21 protein-coding genes are annotated in these 20221 nt (G+C 68.2%); 5 read left to right on the top strand and 16 right to left on the bottom strand.

What is annotated here, in order from left to right:
* Nucleotides 1–33: 33 nt before the first annotated feature.
* Nucleotides 34–1194 (bottom strand): ABC transporter substrate-binding protein, encoded by a 1161-nt coding sequence (locus FHG66_RS03630; RefSeq protein ID WP_139075510.1) that lies wholly within the window; start codon nucleotides 1192–1194, stop codon nucleotides 34–36.
* 168 nt (nucleotides 1195–1362) lie between these two features.
* Nucleotides 1363–2298, bottom strand: a complete 936-nt coding sequence (locus tag FHG66_RS03625; RefSeq protein ID WP_246082443.1) for a LysR substrate-binding domain-containing protein — start codon at nucleotides 2296–2298, stop codon at nucleotides 1363–1365.
* A 67-nt stretch (nucleotides 2299–2365) separates the two neighbouring features.
* Between FHG66_RS03625 and FHG66_RS03620 the strand changes: the two genes are divergently transcribed.
* A complete protein-coding gene (locus FHG66_RS03620) occupies nucleotides 2366–3724 on the top strand; it encodes a UDP-glucose dehydrogenase family protein (RefSeq protein ID WP_139075334.1) in 1359 nt (452 codons plus the stop codon).
* Nucleotides 3725–3820: 96 nt separating this feature from the next.
* Here FHG66_RS03620 and FHG66_RS03615 read toward each other — a convergent pair whose 3' ends face one another.
* The 10 genes from FHG66_RS03615 to FHG66_RS03570 all read right to left on the bottom strand — a co-directional run bounded on the left by FHG66_RS03615 (nucleotide 3821) and on the right by FHG66_RS03570 (nucleotide 12967).
* The gene (locus tag FHG66_RS03615; RefSeq protein ID WP_139075333.1) at nucleotides 3821–4831 is read right to left on the bottom strand and encodes a zinc-dependent alcohol dehydrogenase family protein; all 1011 of its coding nucleotides are present in this window, start codon (nucleotides 4829–4831) and stop codon (nucleotides 3821–3823) included.
* Complete coding sequence (locus FHG66_RS03610; protein WP_139075332.1) at nucleotides 4809–5168, bottom strand: hypothetical protein; 360 nt, start codon at nucleotides 5166–5168, stop codon at nucleotides 4809–4811. Before FHG66_RS03610 ends, FHG66_RS03615 begins: the two co-directional genes overlap by 23 nt.
* A 69-nt stretch (nucleotides 5169–5237) precedes the next feature.
* Nucleotides 5238–7259: a M3 family metallopeptidase gene (locus FHG66_RS03605; RefSeq protein WP_139075331.1), complete on the bottom strand. Its 2022-nt coding sequence runs from the start codon at nucleotides 7257–7259 to the stop codon at nucleotides 5238–5240.
* A 57-nt stretch (nucleotides 7260–7316) separates the two neighbouring features.
* A complete protein-coding gene (locus FHG66_RS03600) occupies nucleotides 7317–8102 on the bottom strand; it encodes an amino acid ABC transporter permease (RefSeq protein WP_139075330.1) in 786 nt (261 codons plus the stop codon).
* A 9-nt stretch (nucleotides 8103–8111) separates the two neighbouring features.
* Nucleotides 8112–8897 (bottom strand): transporter substrate-binding domain-containing protein, encoded by a 786-nt coding sequence (locus FHG66_RS03595; protein WP_139075329.1) that lies wholly within the window; start codon nucleotides 8895–8897, stop codon nucleotides 8112–8114.
* A 72-nt stretch (nucleotides 8898–8969) separates the two neighbouring features.
* On the bottom strand, nucleotides 8970–9239 hold the full coding sequence (locus FHG66_RS03590) for a hypothetical protein (RefSeq protein WP_139075328.1): 270 nt from the start codon (nucleotides 9237–9239) through the stop codon (nucleotides 8970–8972).
* 30 nt (nucleotides 9240–9269) lie between these two features.
* Nucleotides 9270–10337 carry a HesA/MoeB/ThiF family protein gene (locus FHG66_RS03585; RefSeq protein ID WP_139075327.1) on the bottom strand — a complete coding sequence of 356 codons (1068 nt, stop codon included), beginning with the start codon at nucleotides 10335–10337 and terminating at the stop codon, nucleotides 9270–9272.
* Nucleotides 10334–10804 carry a dUTP diphosphatase gene (gene dut, locus FHG66_RS03580; protein WP_139075326.1) on the bottom strand — a complete coding sequence of 157 codons (471 nt, stop codon included), beginning with the start codon at nucleotides 10802–10804 and terminating at the stop codon, nucleotides 10334–10336. Before dut ends, FHG66_RS03585 begins: the two co-directional genes overlap by 4 nt.
* Nucleotides 10801–12000, bottom strand: a complete 1200-nt coding sequence (gene coaBC, locus FHG66_RS03575; RefSeq protein ID WP_139075325.1) for a bifunctional phosphopantothenoylcysteine decarboxylase/phosphopantothenate--cysteine ligase CoaBC — start codon at nucleotides 11998–12000, stop codon at nucleotides 10801–10803. The genes dut and coaBC overlap by 4 nt, the downstream gene beginning before the upstream one ends.
* 88 nt (nucleotides 12001–12088) lie before the next feature.
* On the bottom strand, nucleotides 12089–12967 hold the full coding sequence (locus FHG66_RS03570; RefSeq protein WP_139075324.1) for an RNA polymerase factor sigma-32: 879 nt from the start codon (nucleotides 12965–12967) through the stop codon (nucleotides 12089–12091).
* 98 nt (nucleotides 12968–13065) lie between these two features.
* Here FHG66_RS03570 and cobU point away from each other — a divergent pair, with 98 nt between their 5' ends.
* From cobU to FHG66_RS03550, 4 genes are all read left to right on the top strand, one after another.
* Complete coding sequence (gene cobU, locus FHG66_RS03565; protein WP_139075323.1) at nucleotides 13066–13590, top strand: bifunctional adenosylcobinamide kinase/adenosylcobinamide-phosphate guanylyltransferase; 525 nt, start codon at nucleotides 13066–13068, stop codon at nucleotides 13588–13590.
* A complete protein-coding gene (locus FHG66_RS03560) occupies nucleotides 13587–14156 on the top strand; it encodes a histidine phosphatase family protein (protein WP_139075322.1) in 570 nt (189 codons plus the stop codon). Before cobU ends, FHG66_RS03560 begins: the two co-directional genes overlap by 4 nt.
* A 76-nt stretch (nucleotides 14157–14232) precedes the next feature.
* Nucleotides 14233–15108, top strand: coding sequence for a glutathione S-transferase (locus tag FHG66_RS03555; RefSeq protein WP_139075321.1), 876 nt, complete (start codon nucleotides 14233–14235; stop codon nucleotides 15106–15108).
* A gap of 54 nt (nucleotides 15109–15162) precedes the next feature.
* A complete protein-coding gene (locus FHG66_RS03550; protein WP_139075320.1) occupies nucleotides 15163–16677 on the top strand; it encodes a YifB family Mg chelatase-like AAA ATPase in 1515 nt (504 codons plus the stop codon).
* Here the strand turns inward: FHG66_RS03550 and FHG66_RS03545 are convergent.
* The 4 genes from FHG66_RS03545 to rsmI all read right to left on the bottom strand — a co-directional run bounded on the left by FHG66_RS03545 (nucleotide 16674) and on the right by rsmI (nucleotide 20202).
* Nucleotides 16674–17771, bottom strand: coding sequence for a hypothetical protein (locus FHG66_RS03545; RefSeq protein WP_139075319.1), 1098 nt, complete (start codon nucleotides 17769–17771; stop codon nucleotides 16674–16676). The genes FHG66_RS03550 and FHG66_RS03545 overlap by 4 nt on opposite strands.
* Before the next feature lie 130 nt (nucleotides 17772–17901).
* The gene (gene gshB, locus FHG66_RS03540) at nucleotides 17902–18846 is read right to left on the bottom strand and encodes a glutathione synthase (RefSeq protein WP_139075318.1); all 945 of its coding nucleotides are present in this window, start codon (nucleotides 18844–18846) and stop codon (nucleotides 17902–17904) included.
* Nucleotides 18847–18949: 103 nt separating this feature from the next.
* A complete protein-coding gene (locus FHG66_RS03535) occupies nucleotides 18950–19345 on the bottom strand; it encodes a YraN family protein (protein WP_425471693.1) in 396 nt (131 codons plus the stop codon).
* 5 nt (nucleotides 19346–19350) lie between these two features.
* The gene (rsmI, locus tag FHG66_RS03530) at nucleotides 19351–20202 is read right to left on the bottom strand and encodes a 16S rRNA (cytidine(1402)-2'-O)-methyltransferase (protein ID WP_139075317.1); all 852 of its coding nucleotides are present in this window, start codon (nucleotides 20200–20202) and stop codon (nucleotides 19351–19353) included.
* Between the last annotated feature and the right edge of the window lie 19 nt (nucleotides 20203–20221).

The following is a 20221-nucleotide window of genomic DNA, read 5'->3' as shown; positions in this document are numbered from 1 at the left end:
TCCGCAAGGGCCCCCGGTTATATGACCCGTGGCTCAGCGTCCGCCGATCACGCCGATGTAGTCGCTCACCCAGCGGTAATAGGGCACGCAGGCGTCCTCCCCCTGGGAGCAGTCGGCCACCGGCGTCCGCCAGAACTGGATGCGGTCGAAATCGTCCAGCCCATTGGCGTGGCAGCCTTCCTGCGTCTGCATCCCCGACCCGTCCGTGCAGGCCGCCGGCACCGCGGGAACCGATCCAAACCACACAGACAGGTCCGACTGGAGGTTGGAGCTCAGGCTGTGCTCCATGAACTTGTAGGCGCAGTTCGGATGCTCGGCATCCACATGCAGCATCAGCGTGTCCGCCCAGCCCGTCGCCCCTTCCTCGGGAATGGTCGAGGCGATGGGCGCCCCCTCGGCCTTGAGAAGGTTGACCATGAACGGCCAAGACCCCGAGGCGACCACGCCCTCGTTCTTGAAGTCGTCCATCTGGATGAAGGCGTCGTGCCAGTAGCGGCTGACCAGCTCGCGCTGCCCGCGCAGCAGCTCCAGCGCGGCGTTGTACTGGTCCTCGTTCAGCTCGTAAGGCGAGGTGATGCCCAGCTCGGGCTGGTGATGCATCAGGTACATGGCCGCGTCCGCGACATAGATCGGCCCGTCATAGGCCTGCACGCGGCCCGCGTTCGGCTGGCCATCCGGCAGGTCCATCGGCTCGAAGACGACGTTCCACGAGGTCGGCGCCTCGGGGAACACCTCCGTGCTGTACATCAGCACGTTCGGCCCCCACTGGTAGGGCACGCCATAATGCACGCCGTCCACCGTGTGCCAGGGCGCGTCCTTCAGCCGGTCGTCCACCTTGGACCAGGACGGCACGAGGTCGATGTTCACGGGCTGCACCCGCTCGCCCGCGATCAGCCGCAGGGAGGCGTCGCCCGAGGCCGTCACAAGGTCGAAGCCCCCTTCGTTCATCAGCGCGACCATCTCGTCCGAGGTGTTGGCCGTCTTGACGTTCACCATGCAGCCGGTCGCTTCCTCGAACGAGGTCACCCAGTCATAGGCGGGATCGGTCTCGCCGCGCTCGATGTAGCCGGCCCAGGCCACGATCGACAGGGCGCCCTCGCCCTCCCCGACCTCGGTCATCTGCGCCTGCGCGGCGGTGGCTCCCAGCATGGACAGGATGGCGATTGCGGACGCGGCCCGCGCGGCGATGGTCATCGGCATGTTCCCCTGTTTGTCGGCCCGGGTTATGGCTCGCCCGGCTTGACGGCAGCTTACCCGCCCCGCGACCATTCGCAATTTCAATCCGCAGAAACGCTCATTCGGAATTTCCGATACCTCGCCGCCCCCGTCATTCACCGGCCCGTCCCTCATCGCCACCGTCACTCATCGCCCCCGCCCGGCCTGGCTCAGCGCGATGAAATCGTGCGCTGCAGCCGACAGCGGCGCGCCCCGCCGCCAGACGATCCCGACCTGCACCACCGGCAGCGCGCCGGACACGTCGCGGCTCTCGATCCGGTCGCCTTCCAGGCTCCAGGGGCGATAGATCAGGTCCGGCAGCAGCGCCACCCCCGCCCCCGTCGCCACGAGCGACCTGACCGCCTCCACGCTCCGCGTCCGAAACGCCACGCGCGGGCGCGGGCTCAGCGCCGACAGCAGGTTCCCGGTTTCCTGCTCCATCTCGTCCACCATCAGCATGATCAGCGGCTCGGGCCCCAGATCGGCAAGCTGGATGGCATCCTGGCTCCCCAGCCGGTGCCCGGCGGGCAGCCACAGCCGGAACGGCGACACTTCCAGGATCTCCACCATCAGCGCCGCCCGGTTCCGCAGGGACCCCGTGACCATCACGGCGGCGTCCAGCTCACCCCCGATCAGCAGGTGTTCCAGATAGTCGCCGGAATCCTCGATCGCCGTGACCGTGACCTCCGGGTTGGCGCGCCGGAACCGCGACAGCAGGTCCGACATGACATAGCCCGCCATCAGGCTGGTGACGCCCAGTTGCAGCGTGCCCGTCAGCGCCTCCCGCTCGGCCAGCAGCGCCCTGCGCGACGCCGACACCTGCGCAAGGATCGTCCGCGCGTGCCGCAGGAACAGGTGCCCCCGCTGCGTGACCGCAAGCCCCCGCGCGTGCCGGTCGAACAGCGTCACCCCCAGGTCCGCCTCAAGGTCCCGCACCGCCTCCGACAGCGCGGATTGCGAGATCGCGAGCGTCTGCGCCGCCTGGCTGACCGAGCCAGCCTCGGCCACCGCGACGAATGCCCGAAGCTGGCGCAGGGTAAAGGACATGCCGCCCAGAGAACAGGCATCTTCCCGCAGGAGCAAGTGCGCCCGCTTGACCACCGGGGCCGGTTGGGTCAGGGGTTTCGCACTGGCAGCGAAAGGGACGCGCATGCGCATCGCGATGATCGGGACAGGCTATGTGGGCCTGGTATCGGGGCTCTGCTTCTCCGACTTCGGCCACGAGGTCGTCTGCGTGGACAAGCACGAAGGCAAGATCGCGGGCCTGCGCGACGGCCGCATCCCGATCTACGAGCCCGGCCTCGACGCCCTTCTCGCCCGCAACGTGGCCGAGGGCCGCCTCAGCTTCACCACCGACCTGCACGAGGCCGTGACCGGCGCCGATGCCGTCTTCATCGCCGTGGGCACCCCCTCCCGCCGCGGCGACGGCCACGCCGACCTCAGCTACGTCTACGCCGCCGCCAAGGAGATCGCCCTGGCCGCGACCGCCCCTACCGTGGTCGTCACGAAATCCACCGTCCCCGTCGGCACCAACCGCGAGGTCGCCCGCATCCTGCGCGAGACGCGCCCCGACCTCACCTTCGCCGTCGCATCCAACCCCGAATTCCTGCGCGAAGGCGCCGCGATCGAGGATTTCATGAAGCCCGACCGCGTCGTGGTGGGCCTCGACGGCAACGGCGACCATGCCCGCACCGTGATGGCCGACATCTACAAGCCGCTGTTCCTGCGCGACTTCCCCATCGTCTACACCGATCTCGAATCGGCCGAGATGATCAAGTACGCCGCCAACGCCTTCCTCGCCGCCAAGATCACCTTCATCAACGAAGTGGCGGCCCTGTGCGAAAAGGTCGGCGCCGACGTCAAGGCCGTCTCCAAGGGCATCGGCCTCGACGGACGCATCGGGGCCAAGTTCCTCCATGCCGGCCCCGGCTACGGCGGCTCCTGCTTCCCCAAGGACACCAACGCCTTCGCCCAGACCGGCCAGGACTACGGCGTCCCCCTCCGCCTGACCGAGGCCGTCATCGAGGTGAACGAGGCCGTCAAGACCCGCATGGTGGACAAGATCCTCGCCCTCGCGGAGGGCAGCCTCCGGGGCAAGACCGTCGCCGTCCTGGGCGTGACCTTCAAGCCCAACACCGACGACATGCGCGAGGCGCCCTCCCTCACCATCATCCCCGCGCTGCAAAAGGCCGGGGCCACGGTCCGCGCCGTCGATCCCCAGGGCCGCCGCGAAGGCGAGCATCTCCTTCCCGGCGTGGAATGGGCGGACGACCCCTACACCGCCGCCCAGGGCGCGCACCTCGTCACGGTGCTGACCGAATGGAACCAGTTCCGCGCCCTCGACCTCCGCCGCCTCGCCGGGGCCATGGCCGAGCCGCGCATGGCCGACCTCCGCAACGTCTACGGCGCCGAGGAGGCCCGCGCCGCAGGCTTCACCGCCTACGACTCGGTGGGCCGCCAGGGCTTCGGCGTGGCCAACGCCCCCGCGCAACAGGCCGTGGCCGAGTAAGCCCGTAGGGCGGGCTTCAGCCCGCCACGCGCCCGGTCCCCGATGTCCGACAGGCCCGCCCCCACCGGGACGGGCCGCTTCGTCCCGGCCCGCGCCTCAGATCTCCAGGCAGATCTTCCCGAAATGCCCGCCCGACATCTCGTGCCGGAACGCCTCGGCGGCGTCCTCCAGCGGGAACACCCGGTCGATCACCGGCCGCAGCGCCAGCCCGTCCAGCGCCCGGACGAAATCCTGCTGGTGCCGCCGGCTCCCCACGATCAGCCCCTGCAGCCGCTGGTGCCGGCGCATCAGGTCGGCGGTCGGCACCTCGCCCGAGGCACCGGTCAGCACCCCGATCAGCGCGATGTGCCCGCCGATCCGGCAGGCCTCGATGCTCTGGGGCAGAGTCCCCGGCCCGCCGACCTCGATCACGTGGTCCGCCCCGCGCCCGCCGGTCATCTCGCGCACCCGCGCGCCCCACTCCGGCACGGCCTTGTAGTTGACGACGTGATCCGCCCCCATGGCCCGGGCCCGCTCCAGCTTCTCGTCCGAGGACGAGGTGATGACCACCGTGGCCCCCATCGCCTTGGCCAACTGCAGAGCAAAGACCGACACGCCCCCCGTGCCCAGCGCCAGCACCACGTCCCCGGCCTTGATCCCGCCGTCCACGACCAGGGCCCGCCACGCCGTCAGCCCCGCCGTGGTCAGCGTCGCGGCCTCCTGGTGGCTGTAGCCCTTGGGCGCCCGCGTGAACCATGAGGCGGGCGTGACAACCACCTCGCGCGCATAGCCGTCGATCCCGTCGCCGGGCGTGCGGGCAAAGTTGTCGGCCATGCCGTTCTCGCCCTCCTGCCAGTCGGGAAAGAAGCACGACACCACGGCGTCGCCCACGGCGAAGTCGGTCACGCCCTCGCCCACCGCCTCGACCTCGCCGGCCCCGTCCGACATCGGGATGCGCCCGTTCCCGACCGGCATCCGCCCGGACACGACCCCCAGGTCATGGAAGTTCAGCGAACTCGCCCGCACCCGCACCCGGATCTCGCCCGGCCCCGGCGCGCCGGGGTCCGCCATCTCCTCCATCCGCAGGTTATCAAGCCCGCCGCCGTCACGCATCCGAAGCACCCTCATGGACCATTCCTTTCCTGAACCGGATCGCCCGGTGACATGGGGCGGCCCCCGGCCAGGGAAACACCCCCCGCAACGCCCGGTCCCCCCACGCGGCCTTCACCCGCCCATGCGACCCTGACGCTGCCCCCGCCAGGAGCCTGCGCCCATGGACCCGCTCACCGCCCTTTCGCTGCCGGCCGATCACTCCCCGCGCATCGCGCGGCTGTGGGCCTTCCGCGACCGCCTGCGCGAGTTCGCCTCCGGCCACCCCGACGCCGCCCCGCACGAACACGAGATGACGTGGCGGCTCGCGACCCTCGTGGCCTCGCCCGCCCGCGACGCGGCGGTCGAGGCGCACGCCACCCTCCTGATGACGCACTTCCTCCAGCGCTGGCTGTCCCTCAACTGGGACTGGTACGAACCACCCTCAGGCGGCGACCAGACCCCGCCCTCGCAGCAGCGCCTCGACCCCCGGCATGCGGCCCCGGAACCGCGTGTAAAGCACGTCCGCCTCCTCGGACCCGCCCGCGCTCAGGATGTGGGCCTCCAGGCTCCGCGCCAGCTCCGCGTCAAAGGGGTTCCCCGCCTCCGCAAAGGCGGCAAAGGCGTCGGCGTCCATCACCTCGGACCACATGTAGCTGTAATAGCCCGCGCTGTAGCCGTCCCCGGAAAAGACATGCGCGAAATGCGGCGTGGCGTGGCGCATCCGAATGGCGCGGGGCATGCCGATGGACTCCAGCACCTCGGCCTGCCGCTGCATCGGGTCGGCGGGCGCGGGCCCGTCATGGAACGCCATGTCCACCAGCGCCGAGGCCAGGTATTCCACGGTCTGGAACCCCATGTCGTACGTGCCCGCCGCAAGCAGGCGCTCGCGCAGGTCGCGGGGCATGGGCTCGCCCGTCTCCGCATGCAGGGCAAAGTCCTCAAGGACTTCCGGGACCTCCAGCCAATGCTCATAGAGCTGCGACGGCAGTTCGACAAAGTCGCGCGCCACGCTCGTCCCCGAAATGCTCTCAAAGGTCACGTCCGACAGCATCTGGTGCAGCGCATGGCCGAATTCGTGGAACAGCGTCCGCGCATCATCCCAGGACAGCAGCGACGGCCCGGACTCGGCCTTGGCAAAGTTGCACACGTTGACCACCAGCGGGCGCACCTCGCCGTCGAGCCGGCTCTGCTGCCGCATGGCGCTGCACCAGGCCCCCGACCGCTTGCCGGGCCGGGCGAAATAATCGCCCAGGAACACGGCGACATGGGCGCCGTGCCGGGTCACCTCCCAGATGCGGACATCGGGGTGGTAACGGGGGGCGTCGGGCAGCTCCCGGAACTCCAGCCGGAACAGCCGGGAGGCGACGGCAAAGCTCGCCTCGATCATCCGGTCCAGCTGGAAGAACGGCTTCAGCCCGGCCTCGTCCAGGTCGTGCTCGGCCGCCCGACGCTTCTCGCTGTAGTAGCGCCAGTCCCAGGGCTCCAGCGGCCCTGCGAACCCGTCCTCCCGCAGCATCCGCTCCAGCACGGCCGCGTCCCGCTCCGCCGCATCGCGCGCGGGCTGCCAGACCTGCATCAGCAGGTCCTTCACGTTGGCCGGATTGCGCGCCATCTCGGTCTCGAGCTTCCAGTCCGCAAAGCTCGCAAAGCCCAGAAGCCGCGCCCGCTCCTCCCGCAGGGCCAGCATCTCGGCGGCAATGGCGCGGTTGTCGGTCGCGCCGCCGTTCGCCCCCCGCGCGGTCCAGGCCTCATAGGCCTTGGCCCGCAGGTCGCGGCGCGGGCTGAACTGAAGGAACGGCACGATCAGCGACCGGCTCAGCGTCACCACCGGCCCGCCCGCGCCCTTCACCTCGCCCGCAGCCTTGGCGGCAGCGACCACGAAACCGGGCAGCCCCTCCAGATCGGCCTCCGAGAGCGGCATGAACCACTCCTTCTCGTCGGCCAGCACGTTCTGCGTGAACTGCGTCCCCAGCACGGCAAGCCGCGCCTTGACCGCCTTCATCCGCTCGGCCGCTTCGCCCTCCAGCCGGGCGCCCGCGCGGACGAAACCGCGATGGGTCAGATGCAGCACCCGCATCTCCTCCGGGCTCAGCTCCAGCGCCTCGCGCCGCTCCCACAACCCGTCGATCCGCGCGAACAGGGCGGTGTTCGACGTGATCTCGGACCCATAGGCCGACAGCTTGGGCGCGAACTCCCGCTCCAGCACCTGCCGGGCGTCGTTGCTGTCCGCCCCGGCCACCGCCCAAAAGGCCGACAGCGCCTGGCTCAGCCGCTTGTCGGCGGTCTCCAGCGCCGCGATGGTGTTCTGGAAGGTGGGCGCCTCCGGGTTCTCCGCGATGGCCTTGATGTTCGCCCGCGCTTCCTCCAGCGCCGCATCCACGGCGGGTCCGAAATCCTCGTCACGGATCAGGTCAAAGGGCGGCAGGCCGAAGGGCGTGGTCCAGTCGGACAGAAGGGCGTTCATGGCGTTCTCCAGCAAGGTCGGGGCGAAGCTAGACCGGCCCGCAAGGGACCGCCAGCCTCAGCCCCGGCTCCGCAGCCTCACTTCCAGGCGACGAAGCAGCAGCGACAGCCCGATGGTCATGGTGAGGTAGATCAGCGCCACGACGTTGTAGGTCTCGAAGTAGCGAAAGTTCCCCGCCGCCGTGACCTTGCCCAGCTGCGTGACATCCGTGACCCCCAGCACCGACACGAGCGAGGAGTCCTTGACCATGGCCACGAAGTCGTTCCCCAGCGCCGGAAAGATGGTGCGGAACGCCTGTGGAAGGGTCACAAGGCGAAACCGGTGCCAGCGCCCCAACCCCAGCGCCTCCGCCGCCTCGATCTGGCCCCGGTCCACGGACAGGAGCCCCGCCCGGAAGATCTCGGCCAGGAAGGCCGAATAGGCGAGCGTCAGCGCGATCACCGCGCGCCAGAGCAGGGAAAAGTCGCGCGGCCTCACGGGATCAAGGCCCAGCGCCGTCATGACCCCGTTCCACCCCGCGACCAGCGCCGGAGCCAGGACAAAGGCCACGTACAGGAGCAGCACGATGATCGGCACGCCCCGCATCACTTCGACGTACAAGCGCGCGACCTGCCGCAGCACGACGTTCCGCGACATGCCCATGAGCGCAAGCCCCAGCCCCAGCGCGCAGGCCGCGACATAGGCCACGACCGCCACGAGGATCGTCACCCAGATTCCCTGGGCGAGTTTCCCCAGCACGTTTCGGTAGACCTCGGCGGACAGCACCTCCCAGAACAGCCAAAAGCCCGTCGCCCCCACGACGACGAGCCACCAGGGAAAATCCTTGTCGGGCGGAGGCGTCAACGGAGGGGCTTACTGCCCCATCGCGTAATCGACGAACCACTTCTGGTTCAGCGCATCCAACGTCCCGTCCGCTCGCATGGACTCGATGGCCGCGTTCATCGGCGCGACGAGGTCCGAGCCCTTGGGAAAGATGAAGCCGAACTGCTCGGCCCCCAGCGGCTCCCCGACAATCTTGAGGGCTCCGTCCGACGCCGCGACATAGCCGTTGGCACCCGCCGAGTCCGACAGCACCATGTCCACGTCGCCGGACCTGAGGGCCTCCAGCCCCGCGCCGAAGGTCTCGAACTTGATGATGCGCTCGTTCGCCTCATCGCCGTCCAGCACCTCGTAGACACCCACATAGAACGGCGTGGTGCCAGGCTGGGCCGCCATGAGCAGGTCGGGATCGGCAGCGAACGAGGCCGCGTCGGTGAACCGCTCCTCGTCGCCCCGGACCATCATCCGCATCTCGCTGGTCATGTACGGCTCGGAAAAGTCCACGACCTCCTTGCGGTCATCGCGGATGGTGATGCCGGTCATCCCCAGATCGTACTGCCCTTCGGACACGGCGGGGATCATGGCATCCCAGGAGGTGTTCTCATAGGCGACCTGCATGTTGAGCCGCTTCGCGGCCTCCGCCATGAAGTCGTACTCCCAGCCGACCGCGTTGCCCTCCGCGTCGATGAACTGCAAGGGCGGATAGGCGTTCTCGGTCACCACGGCGACCTCGCGCCCTCCCAGATCGGGAAGATCCTGCGCGAAGGCCGAGGTCGCCGCGACCACGATGGCGGCGGAGGCGAGAAGGCGGACGTGCATGCGGAAACTCCCTGTCGGCTGCTGCTTCGGGGAGATTGGCCTCACGGACCTGTCATTGCAAGGCAGGCCGGATTAGCCAGCCGTGCTGCGCCGCAGGCCTTGGACGAAACGGCGGGCGACCTCGCGCACAGCCTCGTCGTCCTTGGTGTCGTCGTCGGCATGGTCGCCCAGACGCTCGATGCTCTGGTCCAGGTGATCGTAAAGCCCCGGGAACTGCCGCTCGATATAGACAAGCGTCCAGAAGAGCATGTGCTCGGTGGCCAGCTCACGGTGACGGGCTTCGGCGCCGGACTCGAGGAGCGAGGCACCCAGGGAGGAGGGGGAGGAGGATGTATCAGCCATGGCGCGCATCTAGCGGCCCGCCTCACCCCTTCAAGCCCGTCCCGGCAGACCTCTGCCCCCGCAGACTGGGCAATCCCGGCGCGCGTCGATCGCCACGACCCGGGCCTCGGCGTGGAGGCCGTCGAACAGGAGCATGCGGCCCCGCAAGGTCTCTCCCGCTCCCGCCAGATGCTTGACGGCTTCGAGCGCCATCATCGAGCCCATGATCCCCGGCAGCGGCCCCGCCACCCCGGCCTCGGCGCAGGAGGGCGCAAGTCCCGGCGCCGGCGCTTCGGGGAAGAGACAGGCGTAGCAAGGCCCTCCATGGGCCGGGTCATAGAGGCTGATCTGTCCTTCCCACTGGGTCAGAGCCGCCGCGATCAGGGGCTTGCCCGCCCGCACGGCCGAACGGTTGACCAGCGCACGCGTCTCGAAGCTGTCCGACCCGTCGAGGACGAGGTCATAGCTCTCAAGCAGCTCCGCCGCGATGTCCGGCGTCAGCCGACGGGAGTAGGTGCGGACAGACACATGCGGGTTGAGCGCCACGACGGCATCGGCTGCCGACTGGGCCTTGGGACGGCCGAGGTCGGCCTCGCCGTGGATGACCTGACGCTGAAGGTTCGACGCCTCGACGGCATCCCCGTCGATGACGCCCAAGGTGCCGACCCCCGCGGCCCCGAGATAAAGGAGGGCCGGACTGCCCAGCCCGCCCGCACCCACCACCAGCACCTTGGCGTCATGGAGCGCCCGCTGCCCGATCCCGCCGATCTCACGCAAGGTGATATGGCGGGCGTAACGGCCGAGTTCAGCGTCCGAGAAGGTCCGGGACGCCTGGACCGGAGCCGCAGGTGGGGCCTGCCGGCGTGTCGCCTCGGCACGGACACGACCCAGCAGTTGCATGTAGCCCCATGCCGCGACCACCACTCCGACCAGAAGCAGCCAGAACCCGGGCTCTTGTCCGGTCGCTTCCCGCAGGGGGTGACCATCCGGCAGGACCACATGCAGCGCGAGGATCGCCGTCAGGAGGATGCCCAGCATCAGGAGCCGCGCCTGGCGCGGCGAACCCATGGCCCAACCCGTGATCCAGATCACCGCCGCCATGGCCGCAACGACGATCATGCCCCGCGTCCCGTGGAGCCGAACCCGCCCCTGCCCCGCTTGGTCGCCTCGAGTTCGTCCTCCAGGACAAAGCCAGCGCGTGCGACGGGGGCTACGACAAGCTGCGCGATGCGGTCTCCGTGAGCGATGTGGACCGTTTCATCCCCGGCGTTCAGCACGAGGACCAGCACCTCGCCGCGATAATCCGCATCGATGGTGCCAGGGGCGTTGGGTAGGATCAATCCACGACGCCCGAGGCTGGAGCGTCCCCTGACCTGCCCTTCGAAGCCGTCCGGAATGGCGAAGCGCAGGCCGGTGGGCACCGCCGCCCGTTCGCCGGGCCGCAGGCTCAGTCCCGTCACCCGGTGGACGGCGGGCAGATGAGCGCAAAGATCCGCCCCGGCTGCTCCTGTGGTCTTATAGGACGGAAGCGGCAGCGAGCGGTCCGCGCCTTCGGCCCAGGCGACGTGCACTTCCGGATGGGTCATGACAGGACCGTCGCGATGCGCTCGGCCAAACGGGCGGCCACGGCCTCCTTGGTCATCCGCTCCCAAGTTTCCTCGCCTTGCGGCGTGATCAGCGTCACGGCGTTCTCAGAGCCTCCCATGATACCGGTTGATGGCGAGACGTCGTTCGCGACGATCCAGTCGCAGTCTTTGCGAAGCCGCTTGGCCCGCGCATTCTCGACCACGTTCTCCGTCTCGGCCGCGAAGCCCACGACGAGGCGTGGCCGGTCCGATCCGAGGCCGGCCACGGTGGCGAGGATGTCGGGATTCTGCGCGAGGGTCAGCGTCGGCGGCCCAGATTCGCCCTTTTTCAGCTTCTGGACAGAGGACGAGACGACCCGCCAGTCCGCGACCGCCGCCGCCATGATGGCGGCATCCGCCGGCATTGCGGAACGCACGGCGTCCAGCATCTGCGCGGCTGTCTCGACCGGCACGACATTCGTGCCAGGCGGAGGCGGCACCGAAGCCGGTCCGGTGACAAAGGTCACCCGTGCGCCGAGTGAAGCAAGGGCTGCGGCGATGGCAGTCCCCTGCGCGCCGGAGGAGCGGTTGGCGATGTATCGGACCGGATCGATGGGCTCGTGGGTCGGGCCGGAGGTCACGAGAACGTGCCGTCCAGCGAGCACCCTGGAGGTTGGCGACAGCGCAGCCTCAATGGCGGCCACGATCTCGAGCGGCTCGGCCATCCGCCCGTAGCCATACTCGCCGCAAGCCATGGAGCCCTGGTTCGGTCCGACGAACAGGATGCCATCGCGTCGCAGCGTTTCCAGGTTGCGTTGGGTGGCCGGATGCTCCCACATCCGCACGTTCATGGCGGGAGCGAGGAGGACGCGCTTGTCCGTGGCCAGGAGGAGGGTCGAGGCGAGGTCCGGGGCGAATCCATGGGCGGCGCGGGCCATCAGGTCCGCCGTAGCAGGAGCCACCACGATGAGGTCGGCGGCCCGCGATAGTTCGATGTGGCCCATCTTGGCCTCGGCCGTCAAATCGAACAGCGTCCGGTGAACCTCTGTGCCTGCAAGGGAGGACACCGACAAAGGTGTCACGAACTCGGCCGCTGAGGCGGTCAGGACCGGAGTTACCTCCGCCCCACGTTCCTTGATCCGCCGGATGAGATCCAGCGACTTGTAGGCGGCAATGCCGCCGCCGATGACGAGGAGGATATGACGTCCCGCAAGCATGGGCGGACATTTGGCGGTATGCGGGGCGGAGTCAACGCAAGGACCGCGCCTTCGTGGCACGGCCCTTCGATGTTCCTGCTTCAACCGGTCAGTTGAAGAAGTGCATCACCTCGCGGGACTGCGTCTCGAGGCTGCGGCGCATCTTGCCGAAGGCGGCGGCTTCGAGTTGCCGGACGCGTTCCTTGGAAAGGCCAAGTTCGTCGCCCAGCGACTCGAGGGTGCGTGGCTCGTCACGCAGCTTGCGTTCACGCACGATGAACCGCTCACGGTCGTTGAGCCCAGACAGAGCGGTCAGGAGCCACTGGCGCAGCGTGTCGGTGTCATGGTGCGCCTCGACGCGCTCGGCGGCCTGGACGCCATCGTCCTCCAGGGCCTCGATCCACTCGCGCCCTTCCTCCTCGGCCGACTGGGTTGCGTTAAGGGAATAGTCCGACCCGGACAGACGCCCTTCCATCATCTCCACATCGGCAAGCGGCACGCCTACCTCTTTGGCGATCATGGCGCGCACCTGGTGGGGGGCGAGAGTGATCCCCTCGGCCTGGGCCTCGCGCTCGATCCGGGCCTGGACGCGGCGCATGTTGAAGAACAGCGACTTCTGCGACGAGGTCGACCCCGTCCGCACCATCGACCAGTTCCGCATCACATAGTCCTGGATGGACGCCTTGATCCACCACACCGCATAGGTCGAGAAACGTACGCCCCGGTCGGGGTCGAACTTGTCGGCCGCCTTCATCAGGCCCAGGCTCGCTTCCTGGATCAGATCGTTCATGGGCGCGCCGTAGCGACGGAACTTGCCCGCCATGGAGATCGCCAGCCGCATGTAGGCGGTGATAAGACGATGAAGCGCTCGTTCGTCGCGATGGTCCCGCCACGCATAAGCGAGCTTGAGCTCAGTCTCCGCGTCCAGGAGTTCCGCCTTCATCGCCGTGCGGGAAAGGTGCTGATCCGCGTAGCCGTCCAATGCCATTGTGCCTCGGGTCCCTTATTCCTGGCCCTCGGGGCTTCTCCCCGTCGCCCATTGTCGATACGTCCCCAAAACGAACCCGGAACGAGGAAGTTCCCCCCATGCCCTTGCAAAAACTCGCTCTGGTCCTAGGAGGCGCGGCATCCGGAAAGTCGGCATATGCGGAAAGTTTGGTCGCGGCCTTGGATCGATCAAAGGTTTATCTGGCCACCGCTGAGGCCTGGGACATTGAAATGCAAGCAAAAATCGACAGACACAAGGAACGCAGGGACGCGGGTTGGCGAACAGTCGAAACGCCTCGGGACGCGGCAGAGATCCTGCGCGACATTCCGCCGACCGAGGCCGTGCTGCTCGATTGCGCAACTCTATGGCTGACCAACCATATGCTGGCCGACGCGGACCTGAACGCGGAGGAGGACCGGCTGCTACAGGCCCTCGGCGATTGTCGCGCCCCGGTGGTCGTGGTTTCCAACGAGATAGGGCTGGGCCTCGTGCCCGACAATGCTTTGGGACGACGCTTCCGGGACGCCCAGGGACGCCTGAACCAAAGGCTTGCAGCCCAGGCCGACCTGGTGGTCTTCGTGGCCGCAGGCTTGCCGCTCGTGCTCAAGGGAACCCTCGCATGAGGCGGCTCTGGCTGGTGAGGCATGGCCCGACAGGAGCCAAGGGCATGTGTGGCTGGACCGACCTGCCCGCCGATCTGTCGGACACGACCGCCCTGAATCGCCTGTCCCTGGCCTTGCCTTGGGCGCCGGTGGTGTCATCCGACCTTCGGCGCGCCGTGACGACCGCCGATGCCTTGGCCGAGGAACGGACCCGCCTGCCCCACAACCCCGATCTGCGCGAGGTGCATTTCGGCGCCTGGGAGATGCGCACCTTTGCGGAGATCGAGGCCGAAGCACCCGTCCTGGCGCGCGCTCTCTGGGCTGAGCCGGGGGACCATGCCCCGCCGGGCGGGGAAAGCTGGAACGGACTCCGCCTGCGGGTGGAGCGAGCGCTCGACCGACTGCTGTCCGAGCATCCGGAGATCATCGTGGTCTGTCATTTCGGTCCGATCCTTGCTGCGCTCCAGCGCGCGCGCGGCGTCGGGGCGACCGAGGTCTTCGCCCAGAAGATCGAGCCTCTCTCCCTGACTGTGCTGGCCCGGGGGGACGCGGGCTGGTCGGTTGACCTGGTCGATCACCATCCGTGATCGGGGCTTACAGGAAAGGTCATTTCGGGAATTGGGCCGGCTCGCCTAGCGTGGGATCGATCAATGGAGACTCGGCATGACCTACGACCTTGCCATCGGCGACCGCGCATATTCGAGTTGGTCCCTTCGGGGCTGGCTGCTGTTCGACGCCTTCGGCATTCCGGTGCGGACCCACGTCGCACGATTGTACAGCGCCGAACTGCCGGACTTGCTGCGCGCCTTTGCACCCGCGCGCACCGTGCCGGCCGTTCGGTTGGACGACGGCACAGTCATCCAAGAAAGCCTTGCCATCGCGGAGGAACTTGCCTCCCGCCATCCGGAAGCCGGGTTGTGGCCGGCGGACCAGCGGCGTCGGGCCGTCGCGCGTTCCCTTGCGGCAGAGATGCATGCGGGATTCCGGCACCTGCGGGGGGAGTGCCCCATGAACCTGCGGGTGGCCTACCGGGAATGGACCGTCACACCCGACCTGCAGGCCGACCTCGACCGGCTTGAGGAGATCTGGGCTTGGGCGCGTCGGATGGCGGGACAGGATGGCCCATGGTTGTGCGGGACCTACAGCGTGGCAGATGCGTTCTTCGCCCCTGTGGCCAGCCGGATCGCGACCTACGGCCTGCCCGTCTCGCCGGAGGCATGGGCCTATGTCGAGGCCCATCTGGCGCATCCATCCTTCCGGCGGTGGAGAGCCATGGCCCTGGTGGATGGACCCGACCAGCCCATCTATGCGCGCGACCAACCCCTGCGTCCATGGCCTGGTCCAGAGCCGCTTTCCGCCCGCGCCCTGGAGTCAGGCACGCCAGAGAACGAGACTTGTCTCTACTCCGGCAAGCCGGTCACCCATCTCATGGAGGCGGAAGGTCGGGTGTTCGGGTTCTGCAACGCGTTCTGTCGGGACAAGACAGTGGCCGACCCCTTGGCTTGGCCTGCCTTCGTGACGGCATGGGACAGGCATTAACCAGCAGCTAACCATTCCAGCCGATGCTGTTCGTCGGAACGGGGAGCGGGTGGCATGGTTGCGCTGGCCTATACGGTGGCCTTCGAGGGCGTCGAGGCTCGGCTCGTGGAGGTGCAGTGCACCGTATCACCGGGCATGCCGGCCTTTGCCATCGTGGGCCTTCCTGACAAGGCGGTGTCCGAAGCTCGCGAACGGGTCCGAGCGGCGCTGACGGAAATGGCCATCGCCCTCCCATCCAAGCGGATCACCGTCAACCTGTCCCCTGCCGACTTGCCCAAGGAAGGGTCGCATTTCGACCTTCCGATCGCGCTGGCGCTGCTGGCCGCCTTGGACATCATCCCGCAGGAGGAGGTCGCCCGAACCGTCGCCCTTGGTGAGTTGTCCCTGGGCGGCGCCCTGGTGCCGGTCATCGGAGCGCTTCCAGCCGCCATGGCCGCAGCCGAGGAAGGCCGCACTCTTCTCTGCCCGCGTGCATCGGGTTCGGAAGCTGCCTGGGTCGGGGCCGTCGAGGTGATCGGGGCGGGGTCCTTGGCCGAGGTGATCCGTCATTTCACGGGCGACGCACCCTTGCAGCCCGCCACGCCCGGCGAGGTGACGCAGGAGGCGTTCGGGCGCGACCTGCGGGACGTGAAGGGACAGGAAAGGGCCAAGCGCGCCTTGGAAATCGCGGCAGCCGGCCGGCACCACCTGTTCCTTGTGGGATCACCCGGCTCGGGCAAGTCGATGCTGGCCGCGAGACTGCCGGGAATCCTGCCGCCGCTCTCGCCCGTGGAGGCGCTGGAAACGTCCATGATCCACTCCTTGGCCGGACTGCTGACCGAGGGCGGGATCAGCCGCACCCGCCCGTTCCGTGAACCGCATCACACGGCCAGCATGGCCGCCATCGTAGGGGGTGGCCGCGGAGCAAGGCCCGGAGAGGTGAGCCTTGCCCATAACGGCGTGCTCTTCATGGACGAGTTCCCGGAGTTCCCCAGGACGGTGCTGGAAACCCTTCGCCAGCCTGTCGAGACTGGGGAAGTCGTGGTAGCCCGCGCGAATGCCCATGTGCGCTATCCGTGCCGCTTCATGCTGGTGGCCGCAGCGAACCCCTGCCGTTGCGGGCACATGACGGACGCGGCCCGCGCCTGCGCCAAGGCGCCGGCCTGCGGCGGGGACTACCTGGGCCGAATTTCGGGACCCCTCATGGACCGTTTCGACCTGAGGGTGGAGGTGCCCCCGGTCTCGTTTCAGGACCTAGACCTGCCAGCCTCGGGGGAGTCGTCGAAGGACGTGGCGGTGCGCGTAGCAAAGGCCCGTGCATCCCAGGAGAGGCGCTTCGCCGGCCACGAGAGCGCACGACTGAATGCCGATGCCGAAGGGCGGCTGCTGGAGGAAATCGCCGAGCCCTGCCCCGAGGGGCGCGACCTTCTTGGCAAGGTCGCAGCACGCATCGGCCTGTCTGCCAGGGGCTATCATCGCGTCCTGCGGGTCGCGCGCACGATCGCCGACCTCGACGGGTCCGAGCGGGTCCGGCGTCCGCATGTGGCCGAGGCGGTCGGCTATCGTCTTGCCCTGTCCCGAGAGGTCTAGGCCGCGATGGGCTCGTGCTCGGGAACGGAGGCGCGCATCAGATCGTACAGCTCGATCATGTCGGCTATGGCCTGCTGCTCCTCTGCGGTCAGTTCGACTTCCACGAAGTATGGATCGCCCTTGTATCGCAGCCTGACCTCGCGGGCACTGGCCAGGGACCGGAGGACCTCGATCTGGTAAACGTCGACCTGTTCATCGCGCCATTCCCAACCCAACGCGTCCGCATCGATCTTGTAGGCACCGCTGGTCAGCGTTTCAGTCATGCCGTCGTAGATCGCCTCGATCCCCTGGACCGAGATGCGCATGTCGCCAAGCCAGTTGGTACGCAGACGAAACCATGGCTGTCCGTTCGCCTTGCAGCCGATATAGAGCCAGATCGGCAGGCGCACGTCGTCGAACCGGGGATTGTAGGGATGGTTGTACCAGACCGTTCCGGGATCGAACCGATCCTCGTCGCGGGTCAGAGCGGCGAGCAGGGTGTCGCGCCGACCGGCTGCGGCCCCTTCCTTCTGGGCGACCTTCTCGGCGTAGCCCGCATTGCCCGGAACAAGCGCCGCCAGCACGCGATATCCGCCAAGGCTCAGCGGCCCGTCCTTCTCGGGCAGGGCGCGCACACGCTCGAGCGTGGGGGACTCCGCCACTGCCGCGAGACTCGCAAGGGGGCAGCCGCGAGAGGCGTGCCCCTGCACGACGGCCAAGGCACGATCCCACTGCATGGTTCCGATCAGGGACAGAAGTTCAGCCTTCTGGTCGTCGGACAGATGAGGCGCAGCCGGATCGGGCGCGAGCGCTGCGACTGGCCTCACGGTCCTGGGCTTTCCGGTGGAGACGACTTTCCGGACCTTTACGGTCGGTGGTGCGCCCAGGATCGGGCCAGGCTCGGCATGGAAGGGGCGGACGGCACCCTCGAGCACGAGCGGCTGGAGCATGGCGACCTGGGCGGGCAGGATCTCGATCGGTTCGTCGGGCAGAAAACCAGCATCGGCCTTGCGCCGGGCCGCCTTGGACCGCCGCGCAACGTGGACAGACGCATAGATCGCCGCCGATGCCCCGACCGCCCCCACAAGGCCGACACCGGCCCCGATCTCGAACATGCGCGTTACTCCCGGCCATGAAGGGTGGTCCGAGAGCCGTGGCCCTCGCCCATAACATGGTGAAAGGGTCGTTGCGAATCCGTTCAACATTGCGGCAACGACAAGGATTTTTCTTGGGCGTGCCTGCCGGTTAGACCGGGCGACGCCGCTCTACGGCTTCCCAGATAAGGGCCGCGGCGTTGGTGCCATCGAACCGTTCCAGCTCCTGTATGCCCGTGGGCGAGGTCACGTTGATCTCTGTGAGCCAGTCGCCGATGACGTCGATGCCGACGAAGATCAGCCCCTTCTCGTGCAGCATGGGGCCGATGCGGGCGCAGATCTCGCGGTCACGATCGGTCAGGGCAACAGGCTCGGGCCGCCCGCCGACATGCATGTTCGAACGCGTTTCGCCCTGGGCAGGAACGCGGTTTATGGCTCCCACGCATTCGCCATCCACGAGGATGACGCGCTTGTCGCCCTTCGTCACCTCGGGCAGGTACTTCTGGACGATCAGCGGCTCGCGCGAGAAGCCGGTGAACAGCTCGAACAGCGAGGCCAGGTTGCCGTCGTCCATCCCCAGCTTGAACACCCCTGCCCCGCCGTTTCCATAAAGCGGCTTCAGGATGATGTCGCCATGCCGCGCGCGGAAGTCGCGCAGGGTCTGGAGGTCTCGGGCAATCGCGGTCGGCGGGGTCAGGTCGGGGAAGCTCAGGACTAGCAGTTTCTCGGGCGAGTTCCGAACCCATGCGGGGTCGTTCACCACCAGAGTGCGCGGGTGAATCATGTCCAGAAGATGCGTCGTCGTGATGTAGCCCATGTCGAAAGGCGGATCCTGGCGCAGCCAGATGACATCCACAGTGGACAGATCCAGCTCCTGCTCGGCTCCGAGGGCGAAATGGTCCCCTTTGACCCGCTGGACCGTCAAGGGCCATCCCCGCGCTAGGACGCGCCCTTCCTGATAAGACAAACGGTCGGGCGTGTAGTAGAACAACTGGTGCCCCCGGGCTTGCGCTTCGAGGGCGATGCGAAAGGTGGAGTCGGCGTCGATGTTGACCGCCCCGATCGGGTCCATCTGGAACGCGACCTTGAGACCCATGGGTGATCCTCCTTCGTTGTGCCTGCCGCTTCATGGCGCAGTGGCGCAGGGCAAGACAAGGTGCGGCGCGATGCGGACGGCCTGAGCGGGCCGCAAAGGCGTGTCAGAAATCCTCGCCGAAGGCGTTCTCGATGACGGCGACCCGACCCATTCCGTCCACCAGGGCCAGGTCGAAGCGCAGGTCAGTCAGCGATCCCCTGGGCTCGCCTTCGCAGAAGGCTTGGGCAGCGGCGCACAGCCGGTCCATCTGTCGGCGGCTCAGGCGGTGCGCTGCCAGATCGAGGCTGCGCGCCTTCTTGACCTCCACGATGATCACCGTCGCACCTTGCCGGGCAATCAGATCGACCTCACCCCAAGGGCTCCGCCATCGACGCGCGGCCACGGCGAGGCCACGATCCTCGTAGTGGCGCGCGACGGCCTCCTCGGCAGCCACTCCGCTGCGCCAGGCGCTGCCGCCCCGCAAGCGGCGGGCCTCGTCGGGGTTGGCTGCATGGGTCATTGCCGTCAGTCCTCCTTCATTCCCAAGGCAAGCTGGTAGACCCGCTGCCTGGGCAGACCGAGCGCGCCTGCAACCGCCGTCGCAGCATCCTTGAGGCGCATCGAGTGCATCGCCTCGGCGAGCCTTGCGCGGATGTCCTCCTCGGTCACCTCGCGCGGGCTGCCCCGCCCGATCACCACGACGATCTCGCCACGCACGTCGTCCCGAAGCCCCGCCGCCAGTTGCCCGAGCGTGCCGCGGAGCACCTCCTCGAAACGCTTGGTCAACTCACGACAGAGCGCAGCCTCGCGCTCGCCCAGAATGTCGGCGAGGTCGGTTAACAATCCATGGATGCGCTTGGGCGACTCGTAAAGGACCAGGGTCGCGGGCACGGCTGCCAACTCAGCTATGGCGGCACGCCGGGCGGTTTCGGCGCTGGGCAGGAACCCGGCGAATAGGAACCGGTCGGCTGGCAGGCCCGCCACGGCCAGGGCGGCCAGAAGGGCCGAGGGTCCCGGCGCGGCCGTCACGGGCAGGCCCCGTGCAATGGCCGCGCGGGCGAGCGTGAAGCCCGGGTCGGAGACGAGTGGCGTCCCCGCCTCGGAAACATAGACGACCGAGGCGCCGCCCGCGATGGCCTCCACAAGGCCCGTGATGACGCCCTCGCCCGAGTGATCGTGGCAGGCCACAAGCCGACGGCCATTCAACGGGACGCCGTGGATGTCCATGAGCTTGCGGGCCGACCGGGTATCCTCGGCGGCCACGATGTCCGCGTCCCGCAGCAGGTCGAGCGCCCGCAACGTGATGTCGCGCGCAGCCCCGATGGGCGTCGCCGCGAGGTAGAGGCCGGCGGAAAGTGGCGTCCGCGCGTCGTTCATGGCTGGACCACCCTCACCC

It is taken from the genome of Rubellimicrobium rubrum, assembly GCF_006152115.1.
Lineage (GTDB): Bacteria > Pseudomonadota > Alphaproteobacteria > Rhodobacterales > Rhodobacteraceae > Rubellimicrobium > Rubellimicrobium rubrum.
This window is presented reverse-complemented; position numbering and strand designations above follow the sequence as displayed.

Coding starts and splice junctions, on each gene's coding strand:
- FHG66_RS03630 (WP_139075510.1), bottom strand. CDS start 1,194: ATGACCATCGCCGCGCGGGCCGCGTCCGCAATCGCCATCCTGTCCATG.
- FHG66_RS03570 (WP_139075324.1), bottom strand. CDS start 12,967: ATGGCATTGGACGGCTACGCGGATCAGCACCTTTCCCGCACGGCGATG.
- rsmI (WP_139075317.1), bottom strand. CDS start 20,202: ATGAACGACGCGCGGACGCCACTTTCCGCCGGCCTCTACCTCGCGGCG.
- FHG66_RS03595 (WP_139075329.1), bottom strand. CDS start 8,897: ATGCACGTCCGCCTTCTCGCCTCCGCCGCCATCGTGGTCGCGGCGACC.
- dut (WP_139075326.1), bottom strand. CDS start 10,804: ATGACCCATCCGGAAGTGCACGTCGCCTGGGCCGAAGGCGCGGACCGC.
- FHG66_RS03545 (WP_139075319.1), bottom strand. CDS start 17,771: ATGTTCGAGATCGGGGCCGGTGTCGGCCTTGTGGGGGCGGTCGGGGCA.
- FHG66_RS03615 (WP_139075333.1), bottom strand. CDS start 4,831: ATGAGGGTGCTTCGGATGCGTGACGGCGGCGGGCTTGATAACCTGCGG.
- gshB (WP_139075318.1), bottom strand. CDS start 18,846: ATGGGTCTCAAGGTCGCGTTCCAGATGGACCCGATCGGGGCGGTCAAC.
- FHG66_RS03585 (WP_139075327.1), bottom strand. CDS start 10,337: ATGATCGTCGTTGCGGCCATGGCGGCGGTGATCTGGATCACGGGTTGG.
- FHG66_RS03560 (WP_139075322.1), top strand. CDS start 13,587: ATGAGGCGGCTCTGGCTGGTGAGGCATGGCCCGACAGGAGCCAAGGGC.
- FHG66_RS03620 (WP_139075334.1), top strand. CDS start 2,366: ATGCGCATCGCGATGATCGGGACAGGCTATGTGGGCCTGGTATCGGGG.
- FHG66_RS03605 (WP_139075331.1), bottom strand. CDS start 7,259: ATGAACGCCCTTCTGTCCGACTGGACCACGCCCTTCGGCCTGCCGCCC.
- FHG66_RS03590 (WP_139075328.1), bottom strand. CDS start 9,239: ATGGCTGATACATCCTCCTCCCCCTCCTCCCTGGGTGCCTCGCTCCTC.
- cobU (WP_139075323.1), top strand. CDS start 13,066: ATGCCCTTGCAAAAACTCGCTCTGGTCCTAGGAGGCGCGGCATCCGGA.
- FHG66_RS03535 (WP_425471693.1), bottom strand. CDS start 19,345: ATGACCCATGCAGCCAACCCCGACGAGGCCCGCCGCTTGCGGGGCGGC.
- FHG66_RS03555 (WP_139075321.1), top strand. CDS start 14,233: ATGACCTACGACCTTGCCATCGGCGACCGCGCATATTCGAGTTGGTCC.
- coaBC (WP_139075325.1), bottom strand. CDS start 12,000: ATGCTTGCGGGACGTCATATCCTCCTCGTCATCGGCGGCGGCATTGCC.
- FHG66_RS03550 (WP_139075320.1), top strand. CDS start 15,163: ATGGTTGCGCTGGCCTATACGGTGGCCTTCGAGGGCGTCGAGGCTCGG.